Here is a 17,050-nt window from a genome sequence, read left to right on the forward strand (position 1 = left end):
GGCATTTAAAACGAACATTATGACAATGATCCTGCTAGCGGGAAATTTTAATGATCCGTCATTCGCTGCAGCGCATCCGGTTTGTCGTGCACGCCAAAGTTGTCAACGATAGTGGCACTGGCTTCGTTTAAACCGATAACTTCCACCACTACGCCTTGCCTGCGATATTTCATCACCACCTTATCCAGCGCGGATACTGCTGTGATATCCCAGAAGTGTGCCCGGGTCACATCAATAACCACGGCTTTTACCTCTTCCTGGAAGTCAAAACAGGTAACAAACTTGCCCGCAGAGCGAAAAAATACCTGGCCGATAACCCGGTAGGTACGCAGGGTTTTATCCTGATTAACATCGGATTCAACTGCCATGTAATGGCTGATTTTATTGGCAAAGAACAACGCGGCTAATAGCACGCCGGCAAAAACACCGTAAGCGAGATTGTGAGTAGCAACCACAACCGCTACCGTCGTCAGCATGACAATATTGGTAGAGAGCGGATAGCTTTTCAAATTAATAACCGAAGACCAATTGAAAGTACCGATACACACCATGATCATAACCGCCACCAGCGCGGCCATGGGAATAATGGAGATAAGGTCGGCAAGAAACACCACCATCACCAGCAAAAACACCCCGGCACTCAAGGTCGACAAGCGCGTACGGCCACCGGATTTTACGTTGATAACCGACTGGCCAATCATCGCGCAACCGGCCATTCCGCCCATCAGGCCCGAAGCAATATTCGCCACGCCCTGCCCTTTGCACTCCCGGTTTTTATCACTTTTGGTATCGGTCATGTCATCAACAATGGTCGCGGTCATCAGCGATTCCAGTAAACCGACGATCGCCAGCGGCAGCGAATACGGCAGGATGATCCATAAGGTTTCAAGGGTTAACGGCACGCTGGGCCAGAGAAAAATCGGCAAGGTATCCGGTAACTCGCCCATGTCACCCACCGTGCGGATGTCCAGCCTGGCGACGATGGCAATCAGCGTGAGCACAATAATACACACCAGCGGCGAGGGAATAATTTTCCCGATGCGGGGCACATAAGGGAATAGATAAATAATACCGAGGCCCAGCGCCGTCATGGCGTACACGTGCCAGCTCACATCCGTCAGCTCCGGCAGTTGTGCCATAAAAATCAAAATCGCCAACGCATTAACAAAGCCGGTCACCACCGAGCGCGAAACAAACCCCATCAAATCGCCCACTCGCAAATAGCCAGCCACAATTTGAATCACACCGGTTAACAAGGTAGCGGCCAGCAAATATTGCAAGCCATGCTCTTTTACCAGCGTGATCATCAGTAGCGCCATGGCGCCGGTTGCGGCCGAAATCATCCCCGGGCGGCCACCGGCAAACGCGATAACCAACGCAATACAAAACGAAGCATATAACCCCACTTTAGGGTCAACACCGGCAATGATAGAAAACGCGATCGACTCGGGGATTAACGCCAGCGCCACGACGAGACCGGCAAGTAAATCTCCGCGCAGGTTGGAAAACCAACTGTGTTGTAAATTTTTCAGCATGCAATAAATCCGGATAACCAATAACCATCGCCACCGGTGGCCCGACGGCGAACACAGGCCAATAGCGATAGTCATTGAAACAAGCAAAGCAATAGCAAAACACCGGCGGGCGCCAGCGTTAAAGAACTATCAGCAGGGAATAAACAATAAGGCGGAGGGTATTCACATCGGCCTTGGGCCAAGGTTGACACAGGCAATAATAATGACAGGTTGCCGGGCAAAAAAAGCAGGCGCACTTTATCAGTGAGGGAGAACAATCTCAACATCACCCGCCATCATGGCTGGCGTTTTACTGGGAAGCTTGCGGGTGGTCCGAAACCACCCGCAAGCCTGTTGGCCTTATTAAACGGAATATTATTACAGTGGGCCTTCTCTGGAAGAAGTCGGGGTCAGCTTCAGCAACCAGCCATTGCCGCCGCGGTTGCCGTCTTCCAGCAGCCAGATGGCGCCATCCGGCCCCTGCTCCACTTCGCGGATGCGGCGCTGCATATCAAAACGCTCCGCTTCGCGCGCCGTCTCGCCGTCGAGCTCAACACGAATCAGCGCCTGGGAAGACAGGCCACCAATAAAGCCGCTGCCATTCCATTGCGAGAAGAGGTTGCCGTCGTAAATGATAAAGCCTGCCGGAGAGATCACCGGCGTCCAGGTGATCAGCGGCGCGCGGAATTCCGGGCGGGTGCTGTGATCCGGGATGGGCGTGTCATCGTAGTGGTTGCCATTGGACACAATCGGGTAACCGTAGTTAACACCTTTCTCAATCAAATTGAGTTCATCGCCGTCTTTTGGCCCCATCTCGTGCGCCCATAAACGACCATCGGCGGCAAAGGCCATACCGAGAATATTACGATGCCCCAACGACCAGACCTGGGATGCAATTTCACCTTGTCCGACAAAGGGATTATCAGTAGGCACGCTGCCGTCGTCATTCAGGCGAATAATTTTACCGAGATTGCTATTCATGTCCTGCGCCGGATCGAATTTCTGGCGCTCACTGGAGCTGATCCACAGCATGCCTTCAGCGTCAAAAATCATGCGATAGCCAAAATGGCCTTCGCCCGTGGTTTTAGGCACCTGACGCCAGATCACTTCAAGATCTTCCAGTGAACCTGCGCCGTTTTCATCCAGCTCCAAACGCGCGCGCGCTACTGCGCCCCCCAACAGGTCATCGTCTTTTTCTACGTAGCTGATGTAAATAATCGAGTTGGTGGCGTAATCCGGATGCAGCACAACATCACCCAGGCCGCCCTGGCTAACGCGATCAGTTTCCGGTACGCCGCTAATTTCGCTCTTTGTATCGCTGGCCGGGTTGTACACATGCAAACTGCCGGTCATTTCCGTTACCAGCAAGCGGCCATCCGGCAAAAAGGTCATCGCCCAGGGCGCCGTGAATTTGGTTACTTCGGTCGTGGTGAATGACTCGGCCGGTGTTTCCTCTGGCGGTATTACACTGGACACCGAAGAAGACGTGGCGACGGAGGACACCACAGCAGCGCTACTTGCGCTGTTTCCGTTATCGCTATCGCTACAGGCCGACAACAACCCCAGGGCAGCGCCAAGCGTCAGGACATAACCAAACTTATTCATGAGTGATCCTTAAATAGAGAAAGTTGGGACAATAACTATAGCTTCTATTTTATGGCGGGGAGCATCTCAGTGAAGCAGGCGTGAACCGGTTGGAATTTATACAAGCAGAAAAGCGCGTTAACGTCATTAACGCCCTTGCTCCTGCGACAAGAGGGCAAATCAGAGTCAGCGAAAGGTGGTTGCCAGCATGCGGGTTGCCATCCATTGACCATCGCGCTTGGTAAATTCAGTGGTCAATTGCAGGTTCCATTGACCGCGCCCGCCGTAGATTGTCGAATTTACGACGTCTCGCCCCACGAGCACCGCCACATTGTCCGCGATACGAACCGTCGAAGAAACTTCTGTTACCGCATGATAGATCATGCGCCCCGCTGTTATATCGGCGAGCCACTCGTGTTTCTGCTGAAGGCGCCCCGTCATATGAGTCAGTGTAAAATTTTCGTCAAGCAATGCGGCCAGAGCGACGGTATCGGCTTCAAGCATGGCGGCATAGATGCGACGAAATACGGTCTTGACCTCTTCTTCAACCGTACTTTCTTCATTTAAAAAGGTTTTATCTTCATCCGCCATAACTGACCTCTCATTACTTGTGGAAATTGCTGTAGCGCTAACCGGCATAAGACACAGCGCCAACGATAAGCCGCTGAAAATTTTTAATAAATTTTTCATTTTTATAGAATTTCAATAGATAGGTTATTGGTGCGAAGTTGCGAGTTTTTATAACAACCATTCCGGCTAACCGGTACAGGATCATGTGCTCAGCACTGAGTCAATATTTGCAGCCAACCGTTAACCATGCTCCATGATGCCCGGCTTCTGCGCGACAAAATCTTTGAGGTAGTTGGCTTAATTTTTCTTTGCTCCGGAAAATGTTCTGCAAAGGCCTTGTAAGCACCCACATGTAATCTGGCAACAGAGGCAGAAAAATAACTACAAATCCGTCAGCGCAGACTCTGGCGAGCGCACACCTTCCAGTTCAATGGCTGAGAACGCGGTGCGAAATTCTTTTAATTCGGCACTGGAAAATGTCACCTCCAAAGCACCAAGATTTTCATTCATATGATGGGTTTTTGTGGTGCCGGGAATGGGCACAATCCAGGGTTTTTGAGCCAACAACCACGCCAATGAAAACTGCGCGGGCGTTACGCCTTTTCGGTCAGACCAATGTCTTACCAGGTTTAATAAGGCCATATTTTTTTGTAACGCGTCCGCCGTGAAATAGGGAACTTGCGACAGCCGCGATTCTTCTGAAAACCTTGACCATTCATCAAACTTATCCGCCAAAAAGCCACGACACACGGGCCCCCAGGGAACAAATCCGATGCCCAGTTCTTCGCAGGTTGCCAGAATTTGATTTTCAGGCGTTCGTTGTAATATTGAATACTCGCTTTGCAGTGCTGCCACCGGTTGTATGGCGTGCGCGCGACGTAAGGTATCCGGGGAAGTTTCTGAAAGGCCAAAATGGAGTGCTTTGCCCTCCTGAATAAATTGTCGAGCAACTTCTGCCACTTCTTCAACCGGCACTTCAGGGTCTATGCGATGCAAATAAAGAAGATCAATCCGGTCGGTTTTCAAACGCTTGAGCATGCCCTCCACGGCTTTGCGCAAATGTGCCGGTCGGCTGTTTCGCCCGGTGCTGGTGTTTTGCTCAAATTGAAAACCAAATTTGCTGGCAATAACGACCTGATTTCTTACCGGCGCCAGCGCTTCACCGACATATTCTTCATTACTAAACGGGCCGTACACTTCGGCGGTATCAAAAAAAGTTACCCCGCGCTCTACCGCCTGGCGTATGACCGGGATCATTTCAGCTTTGGCTCTTGGCGGGTTATAGCTTTCGCTGGTCATACTCATGCAGCCCAGCCCGATAGCAGAAACTTCCAGCGCCCCTAACCTGCGCTTGTTTACTGCCTGCGGCACGGCACCGCGCCCGGAAGCTTCACTCTGTGGCAGCGCAAGAGCCGCCGGCGCGGCGGCCAGGGCAGCACTGAACATACCGGTGTTTATTAAAAATTTCCGGCGATTGGTATCCGCGTCTTCCTTTATTGATGCAGGGCGTTGGGCTTCATTGTTCATCCGTCATTTCCTGTTTTAAGAGGCTTCTGTATGGTCTGCATCCAGCATAGAAGCATCCCGTTTATTTATTAATGACGAAAATCGGGATGCTTTAATGAGCTTTGCTCATCAATTGCCAGGCGCTGCCGGTTTTGGCAAGGACTCATGACAGCCTTCCTTCAATCTGATAACCTGTCTATCCATCCAGCACTTCGGCTTGGCCTGCCACCCCTGTTCACCCTGTCAATGTGAGCGCTATGGATAACCACCAACGAAAAATTATTCATATCGATTGCGACTGTTTTTACGCCGCAGTTGAGATGCGCGACAACCCCTCATTACGTGGACGGCCGATTGCAGTGGGTGGTGATGCGGGCAAGCGCGGGGTTGTGGCCACCTGTAATTATGAATCGCGCGCCTACGGTATCCATTCTGCAATGCCCTCCGCCCAGGCAAAAAAGCTCTGTCCTCAGCTGTTAATTGTGCCGCCTCGCATGGCGGTTTATCGCGAGGTGTCAGCCGCCATTCAGGCGATTTTTGCGGATTACACGCCCTTGATTCAGCCCTTGTCGCTGGACGAAGCCTATCTCGATGTTTCCGATAGCCCGGCTTGCAAAGGCAGCGCCACACTGATCGCTCAGGATATTCGCCGCCGTGTTCATCAAAGCCAGGGCATTACCGTGTCTGCCGGGGTGGCGCCCAACAAATTTCTGGCAAAAATAGCCAGTGACTGGAACAAGCCGGACGGCCTCAAAGTCATTTTGCCGCATGAGGTTGATGCCTTTGTGGCCGCCTTGCCGGTTAAAATTTTGCACGGCGTTGGCCGGGTAACTGCCCAGCGGCTCAATAATCTGGGCATAGAGACCTGCGCGGATTTAAAGACATGGGGCAAAGCCGATCTGGTGCGGGAAATGGGCATTTTCGGGGAACGCTTGTGGGCGCTGGCTCGTGGCGTTGATGATCGTCCGGTGGAGGTAGAGCGCAAACGGCAATCGGTCAGCGTAGAAAACACCTACGATCACGACCTACCAAATCTGGACGCCTGTATAGAGGCCCTGCCCGCGCTACTTGATGAGCTGGATGGCCGCATCATCCGTTTGAAAGGCGAATACCACGCAAGCAAGCCTTTTATAAAACTCAAATTTCACGATTTTACTCAAACTACCCTGGAGCAAGCGGGCGCACCCATGACACTTGAAGGCTACCGCGAACTTTGCATACAAGCCTTTGCTCGCGGCGGCAAACCGGTACGGCTTATCGGTGTGGGGGTTCGGCTGGATGATGCGAAAACCAAACAAGGCGAGCAGCTGAGCTTGTTTTCACAGTTGGGTTAACGGCGCAGCCCATGGAAACAAGCCCGCCTCTGATGATTGCTGCTATCGGTTTTTACAGCTTCACCTGCGTTAAAAAATTCACCTCGCCCATTGCATCACCCTGCCAGACAAACTCAACCAGAGCGGAAGGGATGATGTCCGTGACGACTTTCGGCGTGAACAATCCCCAGCAGGTTGCGCCGGTGTTACGCACTGAATGGTATTGAATGCCGGAATAACCCTGCTCTCTTAACTGACTGCCCAGAATGCGGCTGGCGCTGTAGTCGGTAGCGCTATAGATCGGCTGATCCGGCGCAATGGTCGTGGCATCGTACAGGGCTGGCGCATTGAAGGCGCAGAGTAAAACCCGGAATAACATGCGGTCATACTTCAAGCCCTCAACTGCGGTCCAGTAAAGTTGCTGGTGATGCCTGACTTCTTTAATCGCCGTGTCTGCGGTATCGGCCAGATAGAGCACGCCAAAATCACCCGCGCTAAAGCGGCTGCCATCGGGGTTAACATGGGTAAAGGGCGCAACCGCGTAAGAACAACCGCGAATACCAAACGGCATTTCCTCTCGCGCCACCCTATTCAGGTTGCCCACTTCATTTTGCAGGCGGGGATTGGTTAAGGCTTGCAGAGCAAACAGCGCCTCGAAATCTGCCGCATCGGCGACGTCATCAAACAGGGCAATCGGCGGGAATCGGGTATTCACCAGGCGGAAACATTCTTTGGTTTCCAGCGCGATAGCAGGCAGTGCTTCGGCAACCTTTACCACTGCCCGCCTCGCAGCGCGTCAATACGCTGGTGGGTTTCATACAAAGCGGCAAACGAACCGGTGGCAATAACCTCCAGCGGAGAGCGGCCATTAAAGAAGGGGTTATTGTTCTTCATGCTCATAAAACCATACTGGTTTTCCGGGTTTTCAAACAACAACCGCAAATGCGCATGAATGTTCACCAGATAGCTCAAGCGTTCCAGCTGGTCTTCATTCAAACGGGCGGATTCCGGATCGCGGAAATACTTGTAGTAAGTGGCTTTGGGCAGCCGGAGTATGGCCATAGCCTGTTCCGCGCTACAGCCCCATTTGTTGAGGATGGCGAACGCCGCTTTCAGCCCTGCGCTGGCCAGCTGGCGATTGGTCGTTTGTATGGCTGCGTGACTCATAAAGCCCCCTGATGTGTTACACAAAACAATAATAGACTTATATTTAATTTTTGTCCAAATATAGATTTTCTGGCAGAGGCGGAAACAGATGAAGCCTGTCACAGTTCCTAGCTTTACCAAGGCTGTACAATCAGGAAAATTTTCATAAATAAAAGGAAGCTCACCATGCCAAATACCCCATTGGTTTTCCGACAGCGCCTGTTAAGCGCTCTTTTATTGTCTGCCAGCCTGGCCTTGCTGTCGCCGGCCGTCACCGCCGGGGTAACCAGCCCGCAAACCATCAAAGCGGCTGTGGCGGATGCAAAAACCTGGCGCTGGCACACCGTAGAATCCAAAAAAGCCCCCACCGCACGCCATGAAAATGGTTTTGTTGCCGTGGGCGACCGCTTGTATTTGATCGGGGGCCGGGGTGACCGACCCTTGGATATTTATGACCCTGCCACCGGCAAATGGAGCCTGGGCAAGCAGCCACCGATGGAAATTCACCACCTTCAGGCAGTCGCTTACGACAACAAACTGTATGTAATTGGCGCGCTGACCGGCGGTTTTCCGGAAGAACCACCGATTGCCAATGTGCTGATTTATGATCCTGCCACCGACCAATGGTCTACCGGCGCAGCCATTCCCACGGATCGGCAACGCGGCACTGCCGGTGTGGTAGTGCATAACGACTTGATTTATGTAGTCGGCGGTAATTCACGCGGCCACATGAGTGGCTTTGTCAGCTGGCTGGATGTATTTGACCCGGCGACCGGCAAATGGACACAACTTGCCGATGCGCCCCATGCACGCGACCATTTTCATGCAGTGGTGATTGATGGAAAAATTTACGCGGCAGGCGGTCGCACCTCATCCCACGATACCGGCGAAGTGATGTCGCTGACGGTAGCGCTGGTGGATGTGTATGACATTGCAGAAAAACGCTGGAGCACTTTGAAAGCCCCCCTGCCGACCCAGCGCGCCGGTACATCAGCGATTGAAATGGATGGCAAGCTGCTGGTGATAGGCGGTGAAAGCGTCAACCAGGTGGTCGCGCACGATGAAGTAGAAATGTACGATCCGGTTACCGAACAATGGAGCAGCTTGCAATCCTTGCCGGTGGGCCGACACGGAACCCAGGCGACTGTTTTAAACGGCAAGCTGTATATTGCTGCCGGCAGCGGTAATCGCGGTGGTGGCCCGGAACTCAATGACAACCTGGTACTGAGTACCGCTAAAAACTGATTGACTGGAACCAATAAAAAGCCGGTGATTCTCGCCGCCAACGCGGGAATCACCGGCTTTTTCAGGTCAATCCTGTTCAGATTACCCCTGTTCAGATAACCCCAGGCTCAACTTAAGTGTTACGCGAATTTTCTGTTAAGCCAAAGCCCGATATTACTCCAGATCTTCCTGAACCTTTTCAACACCATCCACCACCGCATCGCGGGCTTCGTGGGATTTGTCTTTCAGGTATTCGCCACTTTCACGACCGGCCTCTTTGGCGTCGTGCTTCCACTCACCGGCTTTTTCAGACACAGCATCGGCCGCTTTTTCAAGATTGCGGCTGCCGCTTTCTTTCGCTTGTCGGGCGGATTCAGCGGCCTTGTCTGACCAGTCGCGAGTGGCATCGGCGGCGTCATCTTTCCATTCTCCCGCTTTTTCTGCCGCCTGGCTGGACCATTCGCGGGTTTTATCCGCAGCTTTGTCTACCGCCTGATTGACATCTTCTTTCAGCTGCTCGGCACGATTTTCGGTAGGCGTTTTATTCGGGTCATTGCGATGATCGGGGTCATCACGACTGCATCCGGCCAGTGCCACAACGGCAACGCTTGCCAACGCAATCCGGTGAAAAAATTTCATAGAAAATCCCTCTGTTGTACGGTTAACGGGTGTGTCGAATGAAGGTATAACCGACTCCCTGTAGTCAACGCGATATCCCTTCGCGTCTTTCACTATAGTGCAGGCTTCGCTGGCATGCGAATCTGCTGGCTGACACAAAGTAAACGCGTTTATCGACCATACCGATGAATGGCGCTGTGTAGCTCCGAGGCCAATGAAGGCGAAACCTGCTGCCAGTCAAATTGCCATTTCCAGTTTTTACCCACCGTGCCCGGTGTATTCATGCGCCCTTCGCTCCCCAGCGCCAGCAAATCCTGCATAGGAATAATCGCCAGTTTGGCCACCGATGACAGCGCCGCATTGATTAACAAGCCCGGCATGGTTTGCGACGAATTGAACAAGTAATCGGTGATCGCCGACCGGGTGTTTTCGTCCAGTGATTCGTACCATTCCCGCGATGTCGCATTGTCATGGGTGCCGGTGTAAACCACTTGTTGAACTTCCTGTTGATGCAACAGGTGCGGGTTTTCCGCGTTGCCATCAAAGCCGAATTGCAGCACCGCCATACCGGCAAGGCCAAATTTTTTACGCAGGTTTTCCACGTCGACGGTGATAACACCGAGGTTTTCAGCCACCAGCTCCACCTCCGGCAAGGCCTGAAAGATCGCGCTTAACAAAGCCTCGCCGGGTGCTGGCGTCCACCAACCCTGGCGCGCATCTTCGGAGGGCCAGGGGATTTCCCAAAAGGCTTCCAGCCCGCGAAAGTGATCAATACGAATAATGTCAAAACAGTGTTGCTGGGTCGTAATGCGCTGAATCCACCATTTAAAACCACTGTCTTGCATCACTTGCCAGTGGTAGTGCGGGTTGCCCCAGTGCTGGCCGTACTCAGAAAAATAATCCGGCGGCACACCGGCAACGGTTATCGGATTACCCTGCCCGTCCAACTGAAATAACGCAGGGTTGGCCCATACATCGGCGCTATCGTGGGCGACAAAGATAGCGATATCACCAAATAAAAAAATTCCTTTTTGATTGGCGTAGTGTTTCAGTGCCTGCCATTGATGAAAAAATACAAACTGCTCAAAGTAGACCCGTTGGAGCGCCTGCTGGTGATCGACTGAAAATTGCTGCAACGCGCCACTGTCGCGAGAGGCAAAGACTTTTTGCCAATGATGCCAGGGCTTGTTGTCATGGTATTTTTTCAAACAACAAAACAACGCGTAATCTCTTAACCAGAACGCCTGCTCTATGCAAAAAATATCATAAGCTTTACGGCGCTCTGTCGAGAGTGAATGGGCGGCAGAGAGAAAATACTCAAAAGCAGTATCAGCAACGGCTGGCCAGTGGTAACTGTCGCCCTCCGGGTGAAACCCTTCCGGCAGCCAGTCATTTTTTTTCATCAATTCAACATCAATAAACTGGTCGTTGCCGGCGTGGGCAGAAATGCTTTTATAAGGCGACAAGTCATCGTCTACCGGCCCCAGCGGCAAGGTTTGCCAAACGGTGGCGCCTGCCTCTGCCAGAAAATCAACAAAACGGTAAGCGGATTCCCCCAGGGTACCGCAACCGCTGGCCGAAGGCAGTGAGGAAATGTGTAGCAAAACGCCAGCACGCCGACGTTGTAATACCTTGTCTGTTGATGTGGTTCCGGTTGGCGTCACACGTTAATCCTCTACATGGCCTTTGCGCATGACTCCGCCACTGGCAGGGTCGCCCTGCCCGGTGCCAATCACTTCCTGCAAGTAAACCGGTGGCTCCACCTTCATCAGGTGGTAAAGGTTGGTGAGGTGTTTGCGGAACAGGTAATCAAAATCGCGCACACTTTCCGCCGGGTTGTAATCACCAAACCACCAGAACCAGTCAGAACTTTCACAAAGGGCGAGCTGTTCTTCAATCAGTAACCACTCGTCTACCGAAAAGGCATCTTTCTGGATGCGATCAAATTGATCTTTCGCCTGCACCAGCATCCACCAGGCTTTATTTTTGTCAGTATCGCCAATCCAGGTGGAGAAGGTTCCGTAGACCCAGCTACCCGCCGTAAGGCGCGGCAACTGGGTTACCGGCTTGGATTTATCAAGCCATTGTTCAAAGGTGCTCAGCGTCAAGCCGGGGTGGTCAGCCAGGCGCTGATATAAACTGGACAGGAACTCGTAGGCATTTTCCGGGAAATATTCCCAGGCATTTTCACCATCCATAATAATAGGGATGATCAGCTCTTTTCCGCCGCGAGCGTGTTCGGCAATTTTTTCCAGCCGGTGAATAAGATCGTTAACGGCATCCTGGGCGTGCCAATTGGAATAATGAAAACCGATGGTGTCTGAAAGCGCATCGTCCCGGAAAAAACACGACACAGGAACACCGGCAAACTGAAACGGTTGATAGAGAAACTCCGGGTCATCAATCAATTCCGGGTGGGCCGCTATATTGTCTGCTGATTTCAAACTGTTGCGCAGCACCGAGTCACCACTGGCAGCCCAGCGAAACCCTTTGCGCTGTAAAGCCACCAGCGTTTGTTCGCTCAATGCGCCTTCTGATGGCCAGCAACCGCTGGGGCGACCACCGAAGAAAAAATCGTAAGTCGCCAAACCTTTATCCAGCTGCCATAAAGTGCGCTCCCAGCCGCCAATATATTCGCGGTTGGGCAGCGTCACGTCGGCCATGGCTTCCCTGGCGCTATTGAAGCTTTGCAGCAAGGGCAAAATGGGATGCGAGTAGGGGTTGATGGATATTTCAATTTGTCCCTGCTCCAGCAGGGTTTTGTAGCGTGGAATAATGCCAGCCAACAGTTCCCGAATCAGCCCCGCCAGAGCATGGCGGTCAGCCAGTGTGAAGCCACCCGCTTTTTCTTGCAGGCTTTGTATCAGCGTATTTTCCCGCCGCACGGTTTCGCCCATCCAGGACAGGTGGTACCACACCAGTAAATCGGAAAGAAATTGCGGGCTTAGATAGCTTCCCAGCGGTTCGTTTTCTTTCACGCTTTCCAGCGTGTCCGCCAGCCAGCGGTAAGCCGGGAAGCGTTTGATCATGCGCTGGCGATTGGCTCGCAAACATTTATGTGCCAGGTCAAAAAATTCTTCCGAGCCGGGTTCGGGCAATTGCTCGGCAACCAGGGCGGCAAGAATTTCGTCCCGAATGGGACGCCGTTCCTTTTCCCATGCCAACAAATTTTGCGCATAGTCGTCAATCTGCTCCAGCAGCACTGGCGATAAATTAAAAACCGCTTTCGCATGGGGTACTGCTTCAAGATGCGCAACCATGTCCACATAGTCTTTAAGACCATGCAAATAGGTCCAGGGAAAATAATACTCACGAGTAGCGGCATCCCGATAATCAGGTTGATGCATGTGCCAATAAAGGACAACAGAAGTTTTTAACGCCTTGGTCATAATACATTTCCCACACCAGAAATAACTTTAAATAATTCGGGCACTGTTTATGCATAGCCCCTGTTAGCAGTTGTTTTTCTTGTTTAAAAATAACGGATTTTCATGACCACAGTATTTATTTTGGTAATAAATCCCGTTGTGAGCTTTCAATGTGAACTCATACACAAGAATAACTCCAAGAAACTATCGTGCCAGCTTTATTCCCTCGGATGGGATTTTTCTGTGCAATACTTTCTTGCCAATTTTTGCTTTATGTCATGACCTTGTCACAGCAAGGCAGCCACAATTAAAGGTGGTGATATTCAAGCATTGGCATTAACAGGTGGGGAATTTTTAACATTTATCAGGCAAGTGCCTGATTTAACAAACGAAGCGGGAAAATGATGAGTAAAGCGGATGTCTCAAGCATATATTCCGAAGAGTCAGTAAAGCACAAAAACAACGTTGTTTTATTTGCAACGAAAAGTGCACTGGCAGAAAAATCCACCGCCAATAGCGTCTCGGTATTGGCCGGTAACAGCGTTCGTTCACGGAAAGAAAAGAAGGCTATAGCAACGCCTAAAATTGATGCGACCAGTTTCGCCAACCGTTACCTCAAGCCGCTCTCGCTGGCTTTCGATGCGCCATCTGCTGGCAACGCTTTTGGATTTGCACCAGCAATGAGCAAATCGGATTTGCAAATGTTCCATGCCGGGCACCATCTTAAAATTCAGGACATTCTCGGTGCACATTTACACCGCGAAGGTAATGTTGATGGCGTACGCTTCGCGGTGTGGGCGCCGGCGGCAAAACACGTCAGCGTCAGCGGTGAATTCAACCAATGGAATATTTTCGCGCACCCTATGCAGCGGGTTACCGATTGCGGTGTGTGGGAAACTTTCGTGCCCGACCTTACCGCCGGCATGCTCTATAAATTCAATATCACCCGTCAGGATGGTTATCACCTGCTGAAAACCGACCCCTACGGTCGCGCTTTTGAGATGCGCCCGAATAACGCTTCTATTATTACTGCACCTACCGAATACCAATGGAACGACCAGCAATGGCTGGACAGCCGCACCGAAACGCAGGCGTTCAACAAGCCTTTATCCATTTATGAAGTGCATCTGGGGTCGTGGCAGCGGGATGAGCACAACAACTACCTGAATTATCGTGAGCTGGCGCACCGTTTAGCCGCCTACGTTAAAGACCTCGGCTTTACACACATTGAGCTGATGCCTATTACCGAATATCCGCTGGACGATTCCTGGGGCTACCAGACCACCGGCTATTACGCGCCAACCAGCCGCTTCGGTTCGCCGGATGATTTTCGTTACTTTGTAGATCATCTGCACCAACAAGGCATTGGCATCATTCTCGATTGGGTACCGGCACATTTCCCCCGCGATGATTACGCGCTGGCGCGATTTGATGGCACAGCCTTGTATGAATATGCCGATTCGCGTCTTGGTGAACATCTCGACTGGGGCACCTATATTCCCAATTACGCGCGCAATGAAGTGCGCAACTTTTTCCTTGCCAGCGCCCTCTTCTGGTTGGACGAATACCACATTGATGGTTTGCGGGTAGATGCGGTGGCGTCCATGTTGTACCGCGACTACTCACGGGAAGGCGGCGACTGGCTACCCAATATTTATGGCGGCAATGAAAACCTCGAAGCGATCAGTTTCCTGCGTGAGCTGACGCAAATTTGTCGGGAGCAAAAGCCCGGCACGCTGGTGATTGCCGAAGAATCAACATCCTGGGCCGGTGTCACCGCGCCTGTTGAAGATCAGGGGCTGGGCTTTTCGCATAAGTGGAACATGGGCTGGATGCACGACACCCTCGCCTTTATGCAAACGCACATGGCCGACCGTGTTCATGCGCAAAACCGTTTGACCTTCAGCGGGCTTTACGCCTGGAGCGAAAAATTCCTGCTGAGCTTTTCCCATGATGAAGTGGTTCATGAGAAGCACAGCCTGCTGCATAAAATGCCCGGCAACCCTGATCAGCAATACGAAAACCTGAAACTGCTCTATCTGTTTATGTATGCATGGCCCGGCGCCAAATTGCTGTTTATGGGCAATGAATTTGGCCAAAGAAATGAGTGGCGTTTTTATCAGTCACTCGATTGGCATTTTCTGGATGCCGAGCCGCACCGTCAAATTCAGGACACCCTGAAAAACCTGAATCATCTCTACCGGGATGAGCCATCGTTACATCAGTGGGCTTATGAGCCGCGCGGTTTTCAATGGATTGATTGCAGCAACCCGGAAGAGCCGATTCTTGCGTTCCAGCGCAATAGTGAATTCGATTTCAGTATTGCGATTATCAACTTTGGTGAGCATTACAAGCCCGGCTATCGCCTCGGGGTTCCCGAGCCAGGTGATTACCAGGTGATATTTTCTACCCGCCAGGGCGGTGAGCATTTCACCCTGACGGCGGAAGACCACGAAAGCCACAATAATCTGTTTAGCATTGAGTTGGATCTGCCTCCACTGGCCGGCTTTGTGTTGAAAAAGGTTTGAAAAAAAGGCGCTAACCCATCAACCGTAAAGGACAACGATTACCGATTTTTTTACCCGGATATTTATAGAACAGGACGCCTTATGACAAAAGTACTTTTTGTGACCAGTGAAGTTTACCCTTTGAGCAAAACGGGTGGTTTAGGCGATGTTTCGGCAAGTTTGCCGACGGCACTTTCAAGGCAAAGTGTAGACATTCGGGTTTTGGTTCCGGCTTATGCCAGTTCCATGCGCATTGCGCAGGAAATTGGCATCAAGCCGTTGATGACAATGACAGTGAATAACCAGCTGGTCACCTTGCACGAAACCCGCCTGCCCGGCACCCGGGTTAAAGTGTGGTTGATGGACGTTCCGGCGTTTTCCCAGCGGGAAGGCAATTTTTACTGCGGGCCGGATGGCCACGATTGGTTTGATAACGCAGAGCGCTACTTCCTGTTTTGCCGGGTCGCCGAAGAGCTGGCCATGAACCGCACGCCGATTGATTGGCAGCCGGATATTCTGCACGCCAATGATTGGCAAACCGGGTTGATCGCGCCCTTGCTGAGTGAACAGGCAGGCCGCCCCGCTACGGTATTTACTATTCACAACCTCGCCTATCGCGGCGAGTTTTCCAGAGATACCTTTTTCCGTTTACCGCTTCCCGAAAGTTGGTGGAACTCCGAGCGGCTGGAATTTTTTGGCAAACTGGCTTTTATCAAAGGCGGCCTGGTTTTTTCAGACAAAATTACCACCGTAAGCCCGAGTTATGCCTATGAAATTCAAACCCCGCTTTATGGTTGGGGGCTGGACGGTTTGTTGCGTGCCCGTCAGTACAATATTGAAGGCATTCTCAACGGTGTGGATGTTCAGGAGTGGAACCCGGCAACAGACCCGCACCTGACAAAGAAATACAGCCGCTTTACCCTGGCCGATAAAAAAATCAACAAGCGCGCCATGCAAGAACGTTTCGGGCTGGAAGTCAGCGACGATATTCCGGTGGCCGGTTTTGTCGGCCGCATGGTGTATCAAAAAGGCATTGACCTGATTCTGTACGCCCTGCCCGAACTGCTGCGCAATAAAAAATGCCAGTTGGTGGCGCTGGGTAATGGCGAGCGTCATTACGAAGAAGCACTGCAACATCTGGCCAGCCAATTTCCGGGACAGGTGGCGATGACCGCCGGTTACAGCGAAGAAATGGCGCACCAGATTGAGGCCGGTGCCGATATTTTTCTGATGCCATCAGCTTATGAGCCGTGCGGTTTGAATCAAATGTACAGCTTGCGGTACGGCACGGTGCCAGTGGTGCATGCGGTGGGCGGACTAAAAGATACCATTGATAATTACGATGGCGACAATATCACCCACGCTAACGGTTTCGACTTTCATGACTTTAATGGCGATCAATTCCGTTACAGCCTGCAACGCGCTATTGATGCCTGGCACGACCCGGAACTCTGGCAGCATTTGCAGCGTAATGGTATGAAACAGGATTTATCCTGGAAGCGCAGTGCACAGCGTTATCAGGCGATGTATCAACAGTTGATTGCGGCAAAAGAGCCAACGCATGCCGAGCCGATTATTGTGGAGTTAAACCCGGCGCTTAACGAGCCGACACCAATTCGTAAAAAGGTGTCGGGGGCAACCCGTCTGATAAAAAAGCAGGAGCTCCGTCACGAGCCCCCGCCACTTCTCGCTAAATAGGG

13 protein-coding genes are annotated in these 17,050 nt (G+C 51.8%); 4 read left to right on the forward strand and 9 right to left on the reverse strand.

Features of this window, described 5'->3' with window-relative positions:
• Nucleotides 1-47: 47 nt before the first annotated feature.
• The 4 genes from C4F51_RS09900 to C4F51_RS09915 form a co-directional block, all read right to left on the reverse strand.
• On the reverse strand, nucleotides 48-1,535 hold the full coding sequence (locus tag C4F51_RS09900; RefSeq protein WP_193909416.1) for a SulP family inorganic anion transporter: 1,488 nt from the start codon (nucleotides 1,533-1,535) through the stop codon (nucleotides 48-50).
• A gap of 357 nt (nucleotides 1,536-1,892) precedes the next feature.
• Nucleotides 1,893-3,119, reverse strand: a complete 1,227-nt coding sequence (locus tag C4F51_RS09905; protein ID WP_193909418.1) for a PQQ-dependent sugar dehydrogenase — start codon at nucleotides 3,117-3,119, stop codon at nucleotides 1,893-1,895.
• Nucleotides 3,120-3,284: 165 nt separating this feature from the next.
• A complete protein-coding gene (locus C4F51_RS09910; RefSeq protein WP_193909420.1) occupies nucleotides 3,285-3,689 on the reverse strand; it encodes a nuclear transport factor 2 family protein in 405 nt (134 codons plus the stop codon).
• A gap of 360 nt (nucleotides 3,690-4,049) precedes the next feature.
• Nucleotides 4,050-5,195, reverse strand: a complete 1,146-nt coding sequence (locus C4F51_RS09915; protein WP_193909422.1) for an aldo/keto reductase — start codon at nucleotides 5,193-5,195, stop codon at nucleotides 4,050-4,052.
• A 236-nt stretch (nucleotides 5,196-5,431) separates the two neighbouring features.
• On the opposite strand from C4F51_RS09915, the gene dinB reads away from it, so the two are divergent.
• Nucleotides 5,432-6,508 carry a DNA polymerase IV gene (gene dinB / locus C4F51_RS09920; RefSeq protein WP_193909424.1) on the forward strand — a complete coding sequence of 359 codons (1,077 nt, stop codon included), beginning with the start codon at nucleotides 5,432-5,434 and terminating at the stop codon, nucleotides 6,506-6,508.
• A gap of 52 nt (nucleotides 6,509-6,560) precedes the next feature.
• Here dinB and C4F51_RS09925 read toward each other — a convergent pair whose 3' ends face one another.
• Together C4F51_RS09925 and C4F51_RS09930 are read right to left on the reverse strand one after the other, a co-directional pair.
• Nucleotides 6,561-7,265 carry an RES family NAD+ phosphorylase gene (locus C4F51_RS09925; RefSeq protein ID WP_193909426.1) on the reverse strand — a complete coding sequence of 235 codons (705 nt, stop codon included), beginning with the start codon at nucleotides 7,263-7,265 and terminating at the stop codon, nucleotides 6,561-6,563.
• Nucleotides 7,259-7,654 (reverse strand): MbcA/ParS/Xre antitoxin family protein, encoded by a 396-nt coding sequence (locus C4F51_RS09930; protein WP_193909428.1) that lies wholly within the window; start codon nucleotides 7,652-7,654, stop codon nucleotides 7,259-7,261. Before C4F51_RS09930 ends, C4F51_RS09925 begins: the two co-directional genes overlap by 7 nt.
• Before the next feature lie 165 nt (nucleotides 7,655-7,819).
• Between C4F51_RS09930 and C4F51_RS09935 the strand changes: the two genes are divergently transcribed.
• Nucleotides 7,820-8,878 (forward strand): Kelch repeat-containing protein, encoded by a 1,059-nt coding sequence (locus C4F51_RS09935; RefSeq protein ID WP_193909430.1) that lies wholly within the window; start codon nucleotides 7,820-7,822, stop codon nucleotides 8,876-8,878.
• 153 nt (nucleotides 8,879-9,031) lie between these two features.
• On the opposite strand, the gene C4F51_RS09940 is transcribed toward C4F51_RS09935, so the two are convergent.
• From C4F51_RS09940 to C4F51_RS09950, 3 genes are all read right to left on the reverse strand, one after another.
• Nucleotides 9,032-9,496 (reverse strand): hypothetical protein, encoded by a 465-nt coding sequence (locus C4F51_RS09940; RefSeq protein ID WP_193909432.1) that lies wholly within the window; start codon nucleotides 9,494-9,496, stop codon nucleotides 9,032-9,034.
• A gap of 149 nt (nucleotides 9,497-9,645) precedes the next feature.
• Nucleotides 9,646-11,139: a 4-alpha-glucanotransferase gene (gene malQ / locus C4F51_RS09945; RefSeq protein ID WP_193909434.1), complete on the reverse strand. Its 1,494-nt coding sequence runs from the start codon at nucleotides 11,137-11,139 to the stop codon at nucleotides 9,646-9,648.
• A 3-nt stretch (nucleotides 11,140-11,142) separates the two neighbouring features.
• Nucleotides 11,143-12,864, reverse strand: coding sequence for a glycoside hydrolase family 57 protein (locus tag C4F51_RS09950; RefSeq protein ID WP_193909435.1), 1,722 nt, complete (start codon nucleotides 12,862-12,864; stop codon nucleotides 11,143-11,145).
• A gap of 380 nt (nucleotides 12,865-13,244) precedes the next feature.
• On the opposite strand from C4F51_RS09950, the gene glgB reads away from it, so the two are divergent.
• Both glgB and glgA read left to right on the forward strand, forming a co-directional pair.
• Nucleotides 13,245-15,371, forward strand: coding sequence for a 1,4-alpha-glucan branching protein GlgB (glgB, locus tag C4F51_RS09955; protein WP_193909436.1), 2,127 nt, complete (start codon nucleotides 13,245-13,247; stop codon nucleotides 15,369-15,371).
• A gap of 81 nt (nucleotides 15,372-15,452) precedes the next feature.
• Nucleotides 15,453-17,048 carry a glycogen synthase GlgA gene (gene glgA, locus C4F51_RS09960; protein WP_193909437.1) on the forward strand — a complete coding sequence of 532 codons (1,596 nt, stop codon included), beginning with the start codon at nucleotides 15,453-15,455 and terminating at the stop codon, nucleotides 17,046-17,048.
• Nucleotides 17,049-17,050 lie beyond the last annotated feature (2 nt).

The sequence above is a fragment of the Cellvibrio polysaccharolyticus genome, from assembly GCF_015182315.1.
Taxonomy (GTDB): domain Bacteria; phylum Pseudomonadota; class Gammaproteobacteria; order Pseudomonadales; family Cellvibrionaceae; genus Cellvibrio; species Cellvibrio polysaccharolyticus.